Source organism: Chitinibacter sp. S2-10, assembly GCF_046530675.1.
GTDB lineage: Bacteria > Pseudomonadota > Gammaproteobacteria > Burkholderiales > Chitinibacteraceae > Chitinibacter.
This window is the reverse complement of record NZ_CP172558.1, coordinates 1,241,538-1,257,960: the sequence shown is the minus strand read 5'-3', so window position 1 is coordinate 1,257,960 and position 16,423 is coordinate 1,241,538. Positions and strand designations below refer to the sequence as shown.

The window sequence follows — 16,423 nt, the reverse complement described above, 5'->3', positions numbered from 1 at the left end:
TCGGCTCTGGGTCATGTTGGGTTTAACGCGATGCAGAAGATGGCGCAGGCGTTAATTTTTCCCACAAGCTCGGCGCCTGATCCGGGCTCCAGCCTGCGCCAGCAACGGCCTGATGCGCTTGCAGGCAGCGATATTTTTGCCCGCGATAAATCACCATCTGCCCGGCCTGATACTGCACGCCTTCGCGCCAGCCATGACCCGTCCCGCCTGCCGGTACTGCGTCGATTTTGCGCCAGAGCGCAGGTGCTTCGAGCGGATTCCAGTTTGCACCTTTGGCGGCATCGTGCGCCTGCAGTGCTTCGTAATTTTTCCCCCGATAGCTAACCCGCTCGCCCTTGCCATAATGCCGACCTTCCTGCCACGCCTGCTGCGCCCAGACGAGCGAGCAACACAGCAATATTGCGAAACCCAAACCCAACTTCTTCATGCTTAAACTCACTCTAAAAAGGTAATTTTTATCTATACATAGCAATGACATCAAATGAGAATTGATCGATTTCGCAATCGATCTGTCATCTGCGCTCATGCATTCAACAAATTCGAAAACAACGCAAACAAAACATCAGTAGAGCCTAATATATTCAATATCGAAGCATCAAACACCCATCAGCCCGACCCTCGCACCGGCTTGATCAAGGATGACTTATGAAGAATCGGATTACCCCCACTCAGCATGAAAAAATCATGCGGGAAAACGACTTTATCGTTTCCAAAACCGATACCAAAGGCCGGATTACTTATGGCAACCGGATTTTCATCGAGTTTTCCGGCTATTCCGAGCGTGAATTATTGGGTGCACAACACAATATCATTCGTCATCCTGATATGCCACGCGGCGTATTCAAGTTTCTGTGGGACACCATCGCCAGCGGGCAGGAAGTTTTTGCCTATGTCAAAAACATGGCCAAGGACGGCAGCTTTTACTGGGTGATGGCCAATGTCACCCCCGACTACGATAGCAACGGCAATATCATAGGGTATCTGTCTGTACGCCGCAGCCCCAAACGCAGTGCGATCAATACCTGCCAGGATTTATATCAGCAAATGCTGGCCGAAGAACAGAAAGCCGGGCCGCGCGACGCTTGCGAAGCATCTTTGGCACTTTTGCAATCGGTACTCAAGCAACACGGGGTTAGTTATGAAGAACTTGTCCTTTCACTCTAGAGTTTCGCTTATCGTTGTGTTTCTCTGCAGCCTGCTGGGACTCAATTTTCTGCTGGCCTGGTTTCTGTACGGTTTTAGCGTCTGGCTGCTGATTCCGCTCTTGGCCGGAATCATCACCGGGCATCTGTATGTCTTGCGCTCGCGAACCGATATGGCCTTGCTGACCCAGCTGGAAACGGTCGCGCACGATGTCGCCGCCGGCAAGGTGACGGGCCGGGTACTCAATATTCCGAATATGGATGAATTTGGCCGTATCAGCTGGGCAATCAACGACATGCTCGACCAGCTCGAAGCGTGTTTTCGCGAACAGCAAACGGTGCTGCAAATGGCCGGTCAGGGTCGGTTTTTCCGCCGGGCGCAAGCCGTTGGCCTGCACGGCGTATTTCGCGACTCGCTCGAACGCACCAATGAATCGCTGACGGTATTGGAAAAAAACGCCATCAAGGAACGCCGTAACGGCTTACTCTCGCAACTGAGCGAGCTGAACACCGGCAACCTGCTCGCCAATCTGGAAATGACGCAAGGCGATATGCTCGGCATTGCCAAAGCAAGCGATGATCTGGCCGAACTGTCGAGCCAGAATGTCGCCGATGCCGAACACAGCCACCAGCAAGTCGAACAACTGGTAACGGCATTGATGAATATGATCGGGCATATCGATCTGACCAATACGGCAGTCGACGGTTTTGGCGCACTGGCCGACAAAGTCAGCAACTCGGTCAGCATGATCGCCGAGCTGGCCGATCAAACCAATTTGCTGGCACTCAATGCGGCGATTGAAGCGGCGCGCGCTGGCGAGCAAGGACGCGGTTTTGCAGTGGTCGCCGATGAAGTCAGAAAACTGGCCGAACGCAGTAAAGTGGCGTCGAGCGAGATCGGCAAGGTCATGCTTGAGCTCAGCAGCAACGCGAGCAGCATTAGCGAAGTCAGCCGCCAGATGCGGCAAATGGCGCACGAATCGGGCGAGAACGTCAGTGGTATCGAGCAAAGTTTTGCCAATAGCGAGCAGCGCGCCAAACAAGCTTTGCAGCGAATCGCCTACGTGCAGGACGTTTGTCACACCTCGCAGGCCAAAGTGGAAACGCTGTACTTCAAACAAAACGGTTATATCAGCTTGATTGGCGGCGATCTGGCGCAACAGGCCAAACGCCACTTGCAAATCCAGGCAGAAGACAGCGCTTTTGGACAATGGTACGGCGCAATCAGCCAGAACAGCGACTACACCCGTCACAGCGCTTACAGAGAGCTGGCCTCACCACAGCAGAATCTGTATTCGGCAATGCATGAAATCGTCGGACTGGCGGCCGGCAACTGGCCCGACGAGCCGGAACGCCAGCATAAAATCCGCCAGCAGTTCAGCGCCGTTGAAGCGGCCAGCCAGAAATTGTTTCAGTCACTCGATGCGCTGGTTCATCAGAAACATGGTCGCTGACCCGCAATACATCTAGGGTATACGTCATAAAGCATTGCAAATTGAGGAATATAGGCCAATACCCTATTAAGGTATAATAAAAAAGTGCTCGAAAAGAGCACTTTTTTATTACTTCGATATTTGGCACTGAATCAAATTACACTTTGAATTGCGCCACGTTTTTCTGTAGCTCGGCAACGACACGACTCAATGTATCGGTATCGCTGTTCATGGTCTGAACGGCTTCGGATGCATTTTCGATTTTCGTGCTGATTTCGTTCAAGACGGCCGTCGCATCGGCGATTGCAGCCGTTTCCTGCTGGGCTGCCCGCGCAATGCCATCGGAGATTTGCTTCATGTCTTCCGTATCGCGCACGATCGCATCCTGCCCGGTCATGGCACTTTCGACTTCGAGCGCCCCCCGGTTTACGCCATCACTGACCTGATGCATCGCCCGGGTCGCTTCGCCAGTGGCCTGGGTAATATGCTGGGTCATTTTGGCAATATCCGTGGTCGATGCCGCAGTTCGTTCGGCCAGTTTGCGCACTTCGTCGGCGACAACAGCAAAACCGCGCCCCGATTCACCTGCGCGCGCAGCTTCAATCGCCGCGTTCAGTGCCAGCAGATTGGTCTGATCGGCAATTTCCTTGATGACTGCAGCAATACTGCTGATTTCATTCGCTGCAGAACCCAGGTTTTCAATGATTCCCGAAGCCTGCTTGGCGACATTAATCAGATCGGCAGTCACTTCGTGCGAGCGAAACATGCTGGCATGCGCCTCTGATGCGGTATTGCTTGCCGTTAAAGCCCGCTGTGCTGCGAGATCAACGCGCTGCAGCACTTCCTCAACCGAATCGGCCAGTTGCGAGGTAATTTCATCGATATGCCGGGCTTCATGATTGACTTGCTCAGTCAGATCATGCGTCAGATTTGAGCGATCCTTCAGTTGCAGCGCAACTTGTCCGACATCTTCTGCTGCGCGCTGAATCAGTCGGACCGTATTAGCCTGATTGGTAATCAGCTCGTTCACCGCCCGTCCCATATCTCCTAATTCATTACGTCCAAAATCGGGCAAGCGTTGCCGCAAATCACCCTGCAATTGATCTAAAAATACGCCAACGGATTTGATCGGCCGCGTAATACCGCGCGTGACCAGCCCAACGGCGATGGCTAAGGCCACCAGTAGAATCACGACCGACAATAAAATCAGTAGCTGTCCTTGCTCAATAATGGCTTTTTGCTGGTCGGTCGCCTGATGGATATCATTTTCAATCAATGAACTGAACTTCTCCATCCGCTCTTCCAGACTCAGGAAAGCGGCAAAAAATTGCTTATACGCTTCGCTGGCATCGCCACTATGTTGCTCAAACTGATCTGCAGTCGCTTGCGCCATTCGCACATAATTGCTGAGGTCTGGTTTAAGTTCATTCATCGCCGCGCGCTGATTGGGCGACAGAGGCATCCGATCATTTTCAGCGACCAGACGATTGAAATTCTGCAGGTGCTCCGCCAGCCCTCCCCGGACTTCATTGAGTTCTTCTGCACTGGGGCTTTCCTGCGTCGAGAGGCGGAACATATCGAGCACATCGGCACGAATACCATCGTGCATCATGTCAGCCTCGGTTTGATTACGCAGCAAAGTGCTGGTGATACTGACCGACTCTATGCTGTTGACCAACCGTTGATTGCCGACATAACCAATCAGGCCGATCAGCAACATGCCCGACAGCGCCAGCACGCCCAACACCATAATTTGAGTACCAATTTTCCATTGCTGCATGGCCAAACTCCGTTGTGAGTTCAGTGCGAAGGTCATTAATTTGTAGTTGATCGCGCCAACTCTTGCCAACTGCGTTATGAGCGCAAGGGGATGCTTTAACAGCAAAAGAAAAGCTCACCCGCAGGTGAGCTTTGAGAATATGGCGGAACAAGTCCACTCAAAAACAGCCTGAATTAAAAGTTATATGCTTTCTCGCCGTGGCTGGTCACATCCAGACCTTCACGTTCAGCGTCTTCTTTCACACGCAGACCCATCGTCATATCGACCAGTTTATAGGCAACGATTGCGACCACGCCTGACCAGACAATCGTCAATACCACGCCAATCAACTGGATTTTGACTTGAGTGGCAATGCTGTAACCGCTGGCAACACCGTTGGCGACATAATCCCAAACACCAGTACCACCCAGATCCGGGCTGGCAAATACGCCAGTCAGAATCGCACCCAAGATACCGCAAACACCGTGTACACCAAATACGTCGAGTGAATCATCAGCACCCAGCAGACGCTTCAGACCATGCACGCCCCACAAGCCAGCAACACCAGCGATCAGACCCATGATCAGGCCACCACCAACACCGACAAAGCCCGCAGCCGGCGTAATCACGACCAGACCGGCCACCGCGCCAGACGCTGCGCCGAGCAATGATGGCTTGCCTTTCAGAATCCATTCAGCCACCAACCAGCTCATGGCCGCTGCTGCCGGTGCAATCCAGGTATTCAGGAAGGCCAATGCAGCGATACCGTTGGCTTCCAGTGCCGAACCGGCATTGAAACCGAACCAGCCAAACCACAGCAGGGAAGCACCAATCATTGTCATCGTCAGGCTATGCGGCGTCATCGGATCACGACCGTAACCGATGCGTTTGCCTACAAAGTAAGAACCTACCAGACCCGCAACCGCTGCATTGATGTGAACGACAGTACCACCGGCAAAATCCAACGCACCGTCTTTGAACAGGTAGCCTGCAGTCGCGGTTGCAGCAGCGCCAGCTTCGGCAGAAGTGTAAGCATCAGGACCAGCCCAGTACCAAACCATATGCGCCATCGGAATGTACGAGAAGGTAAACCAGATGACGCAGAACACCAGCACGGCAGAAAATTTGATGCGTTCAGCAAACGAACCAACGATCAGACCACATGTAATCGCGGCAAATGCGCCCTGGAAGGCGATGTAGATCATTTCTGAAATACCGATGCCTTTATTCCACGTCGCCGCAATCGAATCGGGCGTCACGCCTTTGAGCATGATTTTATTGAGCGAACCAATAAACGCATTGCCTTCGGTAAACGCCAGGCTGTAGCCGTAAACGACCCACAGAATCGAAATCAGGCTAAATACGGTAAAGACCTGCATCAGCACCGACAGCATGTTTTTGCTGCGAACCAGACCGCCGTAGAACAAGGCCAAGCCAGGAATCGACATCAGGATCACCAAAGCTGTTGCAACCAGCAGCCAGGTATTGTCGCCCTTGTTGATCGTGATGGCAGGTGCAGCGGCAGGCGCCGTGGCCGACGCTTGTTCAACCGCCACGTCAGCTTTAACTTCGCTGGCAACGGCCACTTCAACTGCAACTGCTGAGGCCACCGCTGATGCGTCTTCGGCAAAAGTGGGGGCCGCAAATAACATCGCGCCCAGTAGCGCAATAGATCCCAGGAATTTTTTCATTTCGCTCTCTCCAGATCGCTCAGAATTAGATCGCCGCTTCGCCCGTTTCGCCAGTGCGAATCCGGACAATATGGGCCAACTCGAAAACAAAAATCTTGCCATCACCAATCTTGCCGGTATGCGCCGCTTTTTCGATCGCCTCGGTTGCCTGTTCGAGTAATTCGTCGGCAATCGCGATTTCGATTTTTACTTTGGGCAAAAAATCGACCACATATTCAGCACCGCGGTATAGCTCCGTATGACCTTTTTGCCGCCCGAAACCTTTCACTTCGGTCACAGTCAAACCCTGTACACCAATCTCGGATAAAGCTTCGCGAACTTCATCGAGCTTGAACGGTTTAATAATTGCAGTCACGAATTTCATGGTTTGCTCCTTGAATGGACAGTTTTATTCTGACAATGCAAGCATTAGCATTAAGCATGCCAAGATTTAAATTTCATTAAATTCAAGGCACTAGGAAGAAAAAAATCAGCAAACGCACTAAATTAAACCAGCAAGAAAGCTTGGAATAAGCAGCTCGCACCAGATTGGTGCTCAATTACCGACCTTGTAACCGAAACCAATCTGCTAAACTCATAAACAGATTCATGCCAAGGAGCGCATCATGCTGAAAGACAAGTTTTTTGATGAAATCACCGGGAAAATTTCCGATGCCATCGCCGCCAGTCCGGCTAAAGACGTAGAGAAAAATATTCGCGCCATGATGGGTAGCGCATTTAGCAAACTGGATTTAGTCACTCGGGAAGAATTTGAAGTACAGCAGGAAGTGCTGGCGCGGACTCGCGAGACACTCACCCAGCTTGAAGCACGGGTTGCAGACCTTGAATCCCGTTTGCAATTTAACAACCCGCAGGACGGCATTTAACTCAGTCTCTTGATTTACAACAAGCAAAACAAAACCGAGCTACTTGCTCGGTTTTTTTGTAACATAAGGTAAATCAATTTTTAATAAAGAGAATGCTGTGCCTATCGAAACGACCCCAACAACAAGCTTTGCAATCAGTAATGCAGGCATTTTAGACCTCGATGATCTGGCGCCCCTCTTTATTGCTTACCGTCAGTTTTATATTGATACTTCACTGCGCTATGCAAATTACTCTCAAGATCACGAAGAGGCGCGCGCTTTTTTATCCGAACGCTTGGTCTTAAAAGACTCACGCCTGTATCTGGTTCGTGATGCACAGAATAAGGCCATTGGTTTTACTCAAGTTTTTGAGAGCTTCTCATCGATGAGTTTATGCCGTAGCTGGGTGCTGAATGATTTATTTGTCCTGCCAGAACTACGCGGACAAAAAATTGGTGGTGCGCTGCTTGCCCACGTCGAGCGGGAAGCCAAAGCGATTGGCGTGGGTATGCTCACGATGCAAACCTCGCCAGAAAATGTGAATGCGCATCGCCTGTATCAGAAAATGGGTTATGTGCGCGAAATGGGACATTTGCACTTTGTGCGCAAACTTGACTAGCGACATCGGGGTATATCTCTACACCCAACATGCTGATTGACCTGCAAGGCAATACCCGAGCAAAAAAGGCAATAAAAAAACCAGCCCGAAGGCTGGTTTTTTGTTTAGTGCAAACCATCGCAGAGCGATGATTAGTGGCCGCGCCGTTTGATCTTGTCGATGACAGCAAGTTTGGCAACTGCTTCGACCAATTCGGCCTGCGCCATGGCAAAGTCCATCGTAGAAGCGTGGTTTTTCAACGCTTCTTCGGCCTTGCGCTTGGCTTCTTGCGCTTTGGCTTCGTCGATGTCTGCACCACGAATCGCAGTGTCGGCCAATACCGTTACCCCATCCGGCTGAACTTCGAGCATGCCACCTGAAACAAACAGGATGACATCATCTTCGTTCGAGTTTGCGACCTTGATACGGATCGCGCCCGGGCGAATGCGGGTCAACAGCGGCGCGTGCCGCGGCAGGATACCGATCTCACCTTTGTCGGCTGGCGCAGAAACAAATTCTGCAGCACCCGAGTAGATCAGTTCTTCAGCGCTAACTACGTCCACATGCATGGTCATGGCCATCACTTAACCCCTTATTGCATCGATTTGGCTTTTTCGATCGCTTCTTCGATGCCGCCAACCATGTAGAAGGCCTGCTCTGGGAGGTGATCGTAATCGCCATTCAAGATGCCCTTGAAGCCCTTGAGGGTTTCTTTGAGCGGAACGTACTTGCCTGGAGAACCCGTGAACACTTCGGCCACGTGGAACGGTTGTGACAAGAAACGCTGGATCTTACGAGCACGTGATACAGCCAGTTTGTCTTCTGGAGACAACTCGTCCATACCCAGAATCGCGATAATGTCTTGCAATTCTTTGTACTTTTGCAGCGTAGACTGAACACCACGTGCTACGGTGTAGTGTTCTTCGCCAACCACTTGTGGGTCCAGCTGACGTGAAGTCGAATCCAGTGGATCTACCGCAGGGTAGATACCCAGAGATGCAATATCACGGCTCAATACGACAGTCGCATCCAAGTGAGCGAACGTTGTAGCTGGAGACGGGTCAGTCAAGTCATCCGCAGGTACATATACGGCTTGAATCGATGTAATCGAACCAGTTTTGGTTGAAGTGATACGCTCTTGCAGAGCACCCATCTCTTCAGCCAGTGTTGGCTGGTAACCTACCGCTGAAGGCATACGGCCCAACAGAGCGGATACTTCAGTACCGGCCAGTGTGTAACGGTAGATGTTGTCTACGAAGAACAGGATGTCACGGCCTTCGTCACGGAAGTGTTCCGCGATAGACAGACCAGTCAACGCTACGCGCAAACGGTTGCCTGGAGGCTCATTCATCTGACCATAAACCATCGCCACTTTATCAAGAACGTTAGAGTCCTTCATTTCGTGGTAGAAGTCGTTACCCTCACGAGTACGCTCACCTACACCAGCAAACACAGACAAACCGCTGTGCGCTTTAGCGATGTTGTTGATCAATTCCATCATGTTTACGGTTTTGCCTACACCGGCACCACCGAACAGACCAACTTTACCACCCTTGGCGAACGGGCAAACAAGGTCAATCACCTTGATACCAGTTTCCAGAAGGTCAATGCTTTGGTTCAACTCGTCGAACTTAGGCGCGGCTTGGTGAATAGCACGAGTTGCCTCGGCATTCACAGGACCTGCTTCGTCGATTGGGTTGCCCAATACATCCATAATGCGACCCAGCGTTGCATTACCCACTGGCACCGAAATCGGTGCGCCAGTATTGCTTACGCTAGTACCACGTTTAATACCATCGGTCGTACCCATGGCAATGGCGCGCACTACGCCGTCACCGAGCTGCTGCTGAACTTCCAGCGTCAGGTCTGTGCCAACGAGTTTGAGCGCGTCATACACCTTGGGCAGGTTGTCGCGTGGAAATTGCACGTCAACAACCGGGCCAATGATTTGTACGATTTTACCTTGGCTCATTTATCTAATCCTTTAATCCGTCAGGGCCCATTAAACTGCTGCTGCACCAGATACGATTTCCGAAAGTTCTTTCGTAATCGCAGCTTGACGCGTTTTGTTATACAACAGTTGCAGGGAGCCGATCACCTTGTCAGCGTTGTCGGTTGCAGCCTTCATCGCCACCATACGAGCTGCATTTTCAGACGCCATGTTTTCCGCCACGGCCTGGTAAACCAAAGCCTCGATGTAACGGTTCATCAAGTCATCAATGACAGTTTTTGCATCCGGCTCATACAGGTATTCCCAGTTATGAGTACGCGCAGGCTTGGTAGCCGGCTCAAATGCACTACTCGACAGCGGCAGCAATTGCTCAACGACCGGCTCTTGTTTCATCGTATTGATGAAACGCGTGTAAGCGATATGAACTTCATCGACTTCACCGGCAATATAAGCATCGATCATTACTTTGATCGGGCCAATCAGCTGTTCCAGATGCGGGGTATCGCCCAAAGCAACGGCAGAAGAAATCACCTTCGCGCCATTGCGGGTCATAAACCCGTAACCTTTATTGCCGATTGCTGTTACAACCGTCTCAACGCCTGCTTGATGCCAGTCTTTCACGCTTGTGAAAGCCAGACGCAGCGAGTTGGTGTTCAAACCACCACACAGGCCTTTGTCCGAGGTCACCATAATCAGGCCAACCCGTTTGACGGTTTCGCGCGTTTGGAGGTATGGATGCTGATAGTCGACTAAGGCTTGGCTCAGGTGAGCGGCCACACTACGGATTTTTTCTCCGTAAGGGCGAGCCGCTTTCATACGTTCCTGAGACTTGCGCATTTTCGACGTGGCAACCATTTCCATGGCGCGGGTGATCTTTTGCGTATTTTTTACGCTTTTGATCTTGGTACGAATCTCTTTACCGCCTGCCATGATCTGATCCTTTTATCTACGTCTCAAATCAGTAAGCAGCGCCGGCCTTGAAGGAATCCGCAGCTTTCAGAATGGTCGCTTCATCATCAGCAGAAAGTTCACCTTTCTCATCGATACGCGCCAATACATCAGCGTGGTTTGCCTTGAGGTGGCTGAGGAAAGCAGCTTCGAATGCCAGTGCACGGTCAACAGCGACATCAGCAAAAGCACCTTTGTTGATCAGCAACAGGGTTACACCCAGTTCGCCAACTTTCAATGGGCTGTACTGAGCTTGTTTCATCAACTCAGTCACCAATTTACCGTTTTCCAGCTGTTTACGAGTCGCTTCGTCCAGATCAGATGCGAACTGGGCAAATGCCGCCAATTCACGGTACTGAGCCAGAGCCAGACGTACACCGCCACCCAGCTTCTTAACAACTTTAGTCTGCGCTGCACCACCTACACGTGATACCGAAATACCTGCATTCATCGCTGGGCGAATACCCGCGTTGAACAAGTCAGTTTCCAAGAAAATCTGACCATCAGTAATCGAAATAACGTTAGTTGGAACGAAAGCAGATACGTCGCCAGCTTGAGTTTCAATGATAGGCAGTGCAGTCAAAGAACCTGTTTTGCCTTTCACTTCGCCATTCGTCAATTTCTCAACTTCAGCTTCATTGATACGCGCAGCGCGTTCCAACAAGCGGCTGTGGAGATAGAATACGTCGCCAGGGAAAGCTTCACGGCCTGGTGGACGACGCAGCAGCAACGAGATTTGACGGTAAGCAACGGCTTGCTTAGACAAATCATCGTATACGATCAGCGCATCTTCACCGCGGTCGCGGAAGTATTCACCCATCGTGCAACCAGAGTATGCAGCGATGTATTGCAGTGCAGCTGATTCAGAAGCGGCAGCAGCAACGACGATGGTATGAGCCAACGCGCCGTGCTCTTCCAGTTTGCGAACCACGTTCGCAATAGAAGATGCTTTCTGGCCGATTGCAACGTAGATACACGTTACGCCAGTGCCTTTCTGATTGATGATCGCATCCAATGCAACGGCAGTTTTACCGGTTTGACGGTCACCAATGATCAACTCACGCTGACCACGACCTACTGGCACCATGGTATCGATTGCTTTGATACCAGTTTGCAGTGGTTGTGATACAGATTGACGAGCAATAACGCCCGGAGCGATTTTTTCGATCGGAGCAGACAGTGTCGTGCCCAGAGGGCCTTTACCGTCGATAGGCTGACCCAATGCATTGACCACACGGCCAACCAGTTCGCGACCGATAGGCACTTCCAAGATGCGACCAGTACATTTAACCTCATCACCTTCGGCGATGTGTTTGTAGTCACCCATAATTACGGCACCAACGGAATCACGCTCCAGATTGAGCGCCAAACCGTAGGTATTACCCGGGAATTCCAGCATCTCGCCTTGCATAACTTCAGACAGGCCGTGCACGCGCACGATACCGTCAGTTACTGACACAACAGTACCAGTCGTGCTGGCCTGTGCGCCTTGCGGCAGATTCTGGATCCGAGCTTTAATCAGTTCACTGATTTCGGACGGATTAAGTTGCATGATTTCTCCTAACTCTTCAGGCTCGTTGCAAGAGCAGTTAATTTGCCACGGACAGAGGCATCAATAACCAGATCACCGATGGTGACTTTCACACCACCGATCAAATCGGGATTGACACTCACATCGGCGGTGATCTTGCGCTTGAGTTGCTGATTGAGCGTAGCCGTCAGTTCGGCCAGTTGGGCATCAGTCACAGCAAAAGCAGATTCGATGTGCGCTTGCGCAACACCCTCATCTGCCGCTTTCAGTTCTTCGAAAAGCGTCGCCACTGCCGGTAAGGTAGTAAAGCGACCATTTTCAATCACTGTTGCCAGGAAGTTTTTAACCTCTGCGCTCGCGCCAGCACCCAAGAGCCCGACCAACAGCTCCTGAACCTGGGCAGCAGAACACTTTGGATTAGCCACTACATCAAGGGCATCCTGATTCCCTGCGATAGTCGCAAGGTTTGCCAGAACGTCCGACCATTGAGCCAGCGTATTGCTGTCTTTGGCCAAGCGGAATACCGCTTCAGCGTAGGGTCTAGCGACGGTTATAAGTTCTGCCATGACTGTTCTTACAATTCCGCTTTGATAGATGACAGCATATCGGCATGCTTGGCAGCGTCAACTTCGCGCTGCAGAATTTTCTCGGCACCAGCAACAGCCAAAGAGGCCACTTGCTGACGGAGAGATTCTTTTGCATGTTGAATTTGCTGCTCGATTTCGCCTTGCGCGCCAGCGATCAGGCGTTCGCCTTCCACTTTGGCTGTCGCTTTGGCTTCATCGACGAGTTGTGCAGCACGCTTTTCCGCTTGAGCAATGATCTCGGTTGCCTGTTGCTTAGCTTCACGCAATTTGTCTGCTGATTTTTTCTCAGCATTTTCGAGATCTTGCTTTGCACGGTCAGCCGCAGCCAAGCCATCAGCGATGCGCTTGGCACGCTCATCCATCATCTTGGTCAGCGGAGGCCAAACAAACTTCATCGTGAACAGGATCAAAAGACCAAAAGTGATCATCTGACCTATGAGAGATGCATTAAATTCCACGCTGAATGTCCTCCTTAAAGGCTGATCAAATGATTACTGAGCAGCAGCAGTCAGGGCAGCGAGGAATGGGTTGTTGAATGTGTAAAGCATCGCAACACCAACGCCGATCATAGAAATCGCGTCCAACAGACCAGCAATAATGAACAGTTTAGTTTGCAAAACTGGGATCATTTCTGGTTGACGAGCAGAAGACTCGAGGAATTTACCGCCGAGAATCGCGAAACCGAGAGCGGTACCGATTGCAGCCAGACCAATGATGATCGCAGCAGCGATTACAGTCATACCTTGTACGGAAGCAATTACTTCAGGTGTTGCCATTTTTGATACTCCTAAGGGTTAAATCAAAGTTACTAGGTTGGGTAAAACTTTGTCCGACGCCGTGCACCCAACCGACACACGCCAACGGACAGAAATCTTAGTGGTCTTCTACAGCCAAGCTCAGATATACGATGGTCAGCATCATGAACACGAAAGCTTGCAGCGTTACAACCAGAATGTGGAAGATCGCCCATGGCGTACCGAGTACCCAGTTGATCCACCATGGCAGCAAGGCGATCAGAATAAAGATCAACTCACCGGCATACATATTACCGAACAGACGCAAAGCCAGAGAGATCGGTTTGGCGGCCAATTCAATCAATTGGAACGCAAAGTTAACTGGCATCAAGATGATGGTCATCACCAAGCCATCTGCATGAAATGGCGCAGTAAACAATTCTTTGATCCAGCCGAACAGGCCTTTAGCGGAGATCGAAAAACCAACGATCAACAACATCACAGTCAGTGACATGGCAAAAGTCTGATTCACGTCGGCAGTTGGCACCACACGCAGGTAAACATGATGCGGATCTGCGCCGAAGAACGTCGCGCCCACCCACTGCGCCAGCATTGGCAGCAAATCAACCGGCAAGAAGTCCATGCTGTTCATCAGGAAAACCCAGCAGAAAATTGTCAGGCTCAATGGACCGATGACTTTGGATTTGGCGTGAAAAGCGTCTTTAATCTGGTTGTCGACCATTTCAACAATCAATTCGACAAAGTTTTGCAGGCCGCCAGGAACGCCGGAAGTGGCTTTACGGGCGACATAGGCAAATACACCGACGAAAATCAAGCCCAGAACCAGGGCGATCCAGAAAGTGTCCAAATGAACCCCGCCAGACTTGGCAAAGGTCAAATGGTGCTGGATATAACTAGTTGCATCTTGTGCCATAACTTTTTATTACCGTTTATGAATTAAAAGCCCAAACCAGTAGGCACTAGCTGCTGCAAGGTATCCGATAAACACCCAGAGCCAGTCTGCCTGCCGGTAAAAAATAAATAACGCTGCAAATGCCAGCAACGTCATACAAAGCTTGGCCATTTCGGCTGCAAAATGGCGGCGCATGATTTCGGCTGGGGGCGCAAACTTCACACTGCCTATCGAGCCATATGCGATCATTGCATACAACACCGCACCCAAAATTGCGACAAAACCACCCAACCCACTTGCAATTGCAGCCTTTTGACCCAAAATCAGGAGAAGCGCAACGGCTAACACCGCCGTAATCCCCAGCTTCAAGCGAATCACGCCCCAAATCTGTGCAGTCCTGACCATCTGTGCTTCACCACAAGCGAAACCCCGCGATTATACGGAGTAGACTTGCTCTACGTCAATTTTACGCATTGACTTGGAGACATTTATTTTCCCAAGCAACAGGCAATAAGCACTTCAAAAGACTTTATTTTTTGCCTGTAATTTGAAATTCAGTTTCGACTTACAGGCGTGACAGCAAAGCATCCAATTGCTCGCCACTGAGGTATTCAATGGTGATTTTGCCGCCGCCTTTTTTACCAGCCTGAATCTGCACTTTCGCCCCCAGCCGCTCGGCAAGGCGCTCTTGAAATGCCACAAGTTGCGGATCAGGCGATACGGCAGGCTTGGTTTGTGGCTCGGCCTGCATCTTTTTCACCAGAGCCTCAACTTCACGTACCGACAGGCCTTTGAGCACCACATGACGGGCGGCACTCAACTGCTGCTCTGGCAGCAAGGGCAATAATGCGCGGGCATGACCCATATCAAGCTGTCCAGCCAGCAGCATGTCACGAACGGCTTCGTCCAAATTAAGCAGACGCAGTAAATTAGCGACGGCCGATCGTGACTTGCCCAAAGCATGCGCAGCAGCCTCCTGCGTCAATCCAAACTCGTCAACCAGCCGGGCAATCCCGATGGCTTCTTCAAGCGGATTGAGATTTTCACGCTGGATATTTTCGATCAGCGCCATCGCCAGCGCGGATTCATCGGCAATTTCACGCACCAAAGCGGGGATTTCGCTCAAACCTGCCAACTGTGCGGCACGCCAACGGCGTTCGCCGGCGATGATTTCATATTGATCGACGTCGATTTCGCGCACCAGAATCGGCTGCATCAGACCCTGAGCGCGAATCGAATTGGCCAGCTCTTCGAGCGCCTCTTCGTTCATCAAAGTACGTGGCTGGTATTTGCCCGGCTGCAAGGCGGTCACGGAGAGCGTTTTCAGCTCATCACCAGCGGCGGTATCGCCCATCAAGGCATCCAGACCGCGACCCAGTCCTTTGAATTTTTTACTCGACATGCATGAACATCCTTAAAGCAGTGCGCAGCACTGATGATTAGACTGCGGCTTCAAGCGCATCATGGCGCGCCAGCAATTCTTCTGCCAGCTGCAAATAAGCTTGCGCGCCTTTTGACGATTTGTCGTAGGCCAGAATCGGGCGGCCGTAGCTCGGCGCCTCGGCCAGACGCACATTGCGCGGAATCACCGTGTGATAGAGCTTGCTGGTGAAGTGCTTGACCAGCTGATCAGACACTTGCTGCGCCAGCGTTGAGCGCGGGTCGAACATCGTGCGCAGCAAGCCTTCAATCTCAATTTTTCGGTTCAGATTTTGTTTGATGCGTTTCAGCGTATTGACCAGATCGGACAAACCTTCGAGCGCATAATATTCGCACTGCATCGGGATCATCACCGCGTCGGCAGCAACGAGACCATTCAGTGTCAGTAAATTAAGCGCAGGCGGACAATCCAGAATCACAAAATCATATTGCCCAGCCACCTGTGCCAATGCTTTTTTCAGGCGGGATTCGCGTGCTTCGGCATCAACCAGCTCGACTTCGGCGCCCGCCAAATCGCGACTCGACGGCACCAGGTCAAAACCACCGGATTCAGAGCGAACAATGGTTTTGGCCATGTCCGATTCGCCCAGCAACAGTGAATAGACCGAGTGGCGCAACTTGGTTTTATCGATTCCCGACCCCATCGTCGCATTGGCTTGCGGATCAAGATCGACCAGCAGTACGCGCTTGCCGAGCTGGGCAAGACTGGCCGCCAGATTCACGGCGGTCGTCGTTTTACCGACGCCGCCTTTTTGATTCGCAATCGCCAAAATTTTCATCGCTTGATTCCCACCTGGCTTGATTTTCACTATGTTGGGCGTGAAACGCCAAAGTCGCTAGTTTACTCGGTG

Annotated in this window: 19 protein-coding genes; 4 read left to right on the top strand and 15 right to left on the bottom strand. The window is 51.3% G+C overall.

Annotated elements, in window-relative coordinates; translation table 11 throughout:
• Positions 1 to 22 precede the first annotated feature (22 nt).
• Entirely contained in the window at positions 23 to 427 is a 405-nt protein-coding gene (locus tag ACG2XO_RS06035) for a carbohydrate-binding protein (protein WP_410499917.1), read from the bottom strand.
• Positions 428 to 645: 218 nt separating this feature from the next.
• On the opposite strand from ACG2XO_RS06035, the gene ACG2XO_RS06030 reads away from it, so the two are divergent.
• The gene (locus ACG2XO_RS06030; protein ID WP_410499916.1) at positions 646 to 1,164 is read left to right on the top strand and encodes a PAS domain-containing protein; all 519 of its coding nucleotides are present in this window, start codon (positions 646 to 648) and stop codon (positions 1,162 to 1,164) included.
• Positions 1,139 to 2,596, top strand: coding sequence for a methyl-accepting chemotaxis protein (locus ACG2XO_RS06025; RefSeq protein WP_410499915.1), 1,458 nt, complete (start codon positions 1,139 to 1,141; stop codon positions 2,594 to 2,596). Before ACG2XO_RS06030 ends, ACG2XO_RS06025 begins: the two co-directional genes overlap by 26 nt.
• 136 nt (positions 2,597 to 2,732) lie before the next feature.
• On the opposite strand, the gene ACG2XO_RS06020 is transcribed toward ACG2XO_RS06025, so the two are convergent.
• The 3 genes from ACG2XO_RS06020 to glnK all read right to left on the bottom strand — a co-directional run bounded on the left by ACG2XO_RS06020 (position 2,733) and on the right by glnK (position 6,389).
• Complete coding sequence (locus tag ACG2XO_RS06020; protein WP_410499914.1) at positions 2,733 to 4,355, bottom strand: methyl-accepting chemotaxis protein; 1,623 nt, start codon at positions 4,353 to 4,355, stop codon at positions 2,733 to 2,735.
• Between the two features lie 173 nt (positions 4,356 to 4,528).
• Complete coding sequence (amt, locus tag ACG2XO_RS06015; RefSeq protein WP_410499913.1) at positions 4,529 to 6,025, bottom strand: ammonium transporter; 1,497 nt, start codon at positions 6,023 to 6,025, stop codon at positions 4,529 to 4,531.
• A gap of 25 nt (positions 6,026 to 6,050) precedes the next feature.
• Positions 6,051 to 6,389: a P-II family nitrogen regulator gene (gene glnK / locus ACG2XO_RS06010; RefSeq protein ID WP_410499912.1), complete on the bottom strand. Its 339-nt coding sequence runs from the start codon at positions 6,387 to 6,389 to the stop codon at positions 6,051 to 6,053.
• Between the two features lie 241 nt (positions 6,390 to 6,630).
• On the opposite strand from glnK, the gene ACG2XO_RS06005 reads away from it, so the two are divergent.
• Positions 6,631 to 6,891: an accessory factor UbiK family protein gene (locus ACG2XO_RS06005; protein WP_410499911.1), complete on the top strand. Its 261-nt coding sequence runs from the start codon at positions 6,631 to 6,633 to the stop codon at positions 6,889 to 6,891.
• 97 nt (positions 6,892 to 6,988) lie between these two features.
• The gene (locus ACG2XO_RS06000; protein ID WP_410499910.1) at positions 6,989 to 7,489 is read left to right on the top strand and encodes a GNAT family N-acetyltransferase; all 501 of its coding nucleotides are present in this window, start codon (positions 6,989 to 6,991) and stop codon (positions 7,487 to 7,489) included.
• Positions 7,490 to 7,620: 131 nt separating this feature from the next.
• On the opposite strand, the gene ACG2XO_RS05995 is transcribed toward ACG2XO_RS06000, so the two are convergent.
• The 11 genes from ACG2XO_RS05995 to ACG2XO_RS05945 all read right to left on the bottom strand — a co-directional run bounded on the left by ACG2XO_RS05995 (position 7,621) and on the right by ACG2XO_RS05945 (position 16,351).
• The gene (locus tag ACG2XO_RS05995) at positions 7,621 to 8,049 is read right to left on the bottom strand and encodes a F0F1 ATP synthase subunit epsilon (protein WP_410499909.1); all 429 of its coding nucleotides are present in this window, start codon (positions 8,047 to 8,049) and stop codon (positions 7,621 to 7,623) included.
• A gap of 11 nt (positions 8,050 to 8,060) precedes the next feature.
• Positions 8,061 to 9,440, bottom strand: coding sequence for a F0F1 ATP synthase subunit beta (atpD, locus tag ACG2XO_RS05990; RefSeq protein WP_410499908.1), 1,380 nt, complete (start codon positions 9,438 to 9,440; stop codon positions 8,061 to 8,063).
• Between the two features lie 30 nt (positions 9,441 to 9,470).
• Positions 9,471 to 10,349, bottom strand: coding sequence for a F0F1 ATP synthase subunit gamma (atpG, locus tag ACG2XO_RS05985; RefSeq protein ID WP_410499907.1), 879 nt, complete (start codon positions 10,347 to 10,349; stop codon positions 9,471 to 9,473).
• 28 nt (positions 10,350 to 10,377) lie between these two features.
• Positions 10,378 to 11,919, bottom strand: a complete 1,542-nt coding sequence (atpA, locus tag ACG2XO_RS05980) for a F0F1 ATP synthase subunit alpha (RefSeq protein WP_410499906.1) — start codon at positions 11,917 to 11,919, stop codon at positions 10,378 to 10,380.
• 8 nt (positions 11,920 to 11,927) lie between these two features.
• Complete coding sequence (locus ACG2XO_RS05975) at positions 11,928 to 12,464, bottom strand: F0F1 ATP synthase subunit delta (RefSeq protein ID WP_410499905.1); 537 nt, start codon at positions 12,462 to 12,464, stop codon at positions 11,928 to 11,930.
• Positions 12,465 to 12,472: 8 nt separating this feature from the next.
• Positions 12,473 to 12,943 carry a F0F1 ATP synthase subunit B gene (locus tag ACG2XO_RS05970; protein ID WP_410499904.1) on the bottom strand — a complete coding sequence of 157 codons (471 nt, stop codon included), beginning with the start codon at positions 12,941 to 12,943 and terminating at the stop codon, positions 12,473 to 12,475.
• 33 nt (positions 12,944 to 12,976) lie between these two features.
• On the bottom strand, positions 12,977 to 13,243 hold the full coding sequence (gene atpE, locus ACG2XO_RS05965; RefSeq protein WP_348946626.1) for a F0F1 ATP synthase subunit C: 267 nt from the start codon (positions 13,241 to 13,243) through the stop codon (positions 12,977 to 12,979).
• Positions 13,244 to 13,358: 115 nt separating this feature from the next.
• The gene (gene atpB / locus ACG2XO_RS05960; protein ID WP_410499903.1) at positions 13,359 to 14,153 is read right to left on the bottom strand and encodes a F0F1 ATP synthase subunit A; all 795 of its coding nucleotides are present in this window, start codon (positions 14,151 to 14,153) and stop codon (positions 13,359 to 13,361) included.
• Positions 14,154 to 14,162: 9 nt separating this feature from the next.
• On the bottom strand, positions 14,163 to 14,537 hold the full coding sequence (locus tag ACG2XO_RS05955) for an ATP synthase subunit I (protein WP_410499902.1): 375 nt from the start codon (positions 14,535 to 14,537) through the stop codon (positions 14,163 to 14,165).
• Positions 14,538 to 14,697: 160 nt separating this feature from the next.
• Entirely contained in the window at positions 14,698 to 15,534 is an 837-nt protein-coding gene (locus tag ACG2XO_RS05950) for a ParB/RepB/Spo0J family partition protein (protein WP_410499901.1), read from the bottom strand.
• 37 nt (positions 15,535 to 15,571) lie between these two features.
• Positions 15,572 to 16,351, bottom strand: coding sequence for a ParA family protein (locus tag ACG2XO_RS05945; RefSeq protein WP_410499900.1), 780 nt, complete (start codon positions 16,349 to 16,351; stop codon positions 15,572 to 15,574).
• Between the last annotated feature and the right edge of the window lie 72 nt (positions 16,352 to 16,423).

Excerpts from the sequence above, each read along its gene's own strand:
- ACG2XO_RS06030 (WP_410499916.1), top strand. The coding sequence starts at position 646 with ATGAAGAATCGGATTACCCCCACTCAGCATGAAAAAATCATGCGGGAA.
- ACG2XO_RS06035 (WP_410499917.1), bottom strand. The coding sequence starts at position 427 with ATGAAGAAGTTGGGTTTGGGTTTCGCAATATTGCTGTGTTGCTCGCTC.
- glnK (WP_410499912.1), bottom strand. The coding sequence starts at position 6,389 with ATGAAATTCGTGACTGCAATTATTAAACCGTTCAAGCTCGATGAAGTT.
- atpG (WP_410499907.1), bottom strand. The coding sequence starts at position 10,349 with ATGGCAGGCGGTAAAGAGATTCGTACCAAGATCAAAAGCGTAAAAAAT.
- ACG2XO_RS06005 (WP_410499911.1), top strand. The coding sequence starts at position 6,631 with ATGCTGAAAGACAAGTTTTTTGATGAAATCACCGGGAAAATTTCCGAT.
- amt (WP_410499913.1), bottom strand. The coding sequence starts at position 6,025 with ATGAAAAAATTCCTGGGATCTATTGCGCTACTGGGCGCGATGTTATTT.
- ACG2XO_RS05975 (WP_410499905.1), bottom strand. The coding sequence starts at position 12,464 with ATGGCAGAACTTATAACCGTCGCTAGACCCTACGCTGAAGCGGTATTC.
- ACG2XO_RS06020 (WP_410499914.1), bottom strand. The coding sequence starts at position 4,355 with ATGCAGCAATGGAAAATTGGTACTCAAATTATGGTGTTGGGCGTGCTG.
- ACG2XO_RS05945 (WP_410499900.1), bottom strand. The coding sequence starts at position 16,351 with ATGAAAATTTTGGCGATTGCGAATCAAAAAGGCGGCGTCGGTAAAACG.
- ACG2XO_RS06025 (WP_410499915.1), top strand. The coding sequence starts at position 1,139 with ATGAAGAACTTGTCCTTTCACTCTAGAGTTTCGCTTATCGTTGTGTTT.
- ACG2XO_RS05995 (WP_410499909.1), bottom strand. The coding sequence starts at position 8,049 with ATGGCCATGACCATGCATGTGGACGTAGTTAGCGCTGAAGAACTGATC.
- atpD (WP_410499908.1), bottom strand. The coding sequence starts at position 9,440 with ATGAGCCAAGGTAAAATCGTACAAATCATTGGCCCGGTTGTTGACGTG.
- ACG2XO_RS05950 (WP_410499901.1), bottom strand. The coding sequence starts at position 15,534 with ATGTCGAGTAAAAAATTCAAAGGACTGGGTCGCGGTCTGGATGCCTTG.
- atpB (WP_410499903.1), bottom strand. The coding sequence starts at position 14,153 with ATGGCACAAGATGCAACTAGTTATATCCAGCACCATTTGACCTTTGCC.
- ACG2XO_RS05955 (WP_410499902.1), bottom strand. The coding sequence starts at position 14,537 with ATGGTCAGGACTGCACAGATTTGGGGCGTGATTCGCTTGAAGCTGGGG.
- atpA (WP_410499906.1), bottom strand. The coding sequence starts at position 11,919 with ATGCAACTTAATCCGTCCGAAATCAGTGAACTGATTAAAGCTCGGATC.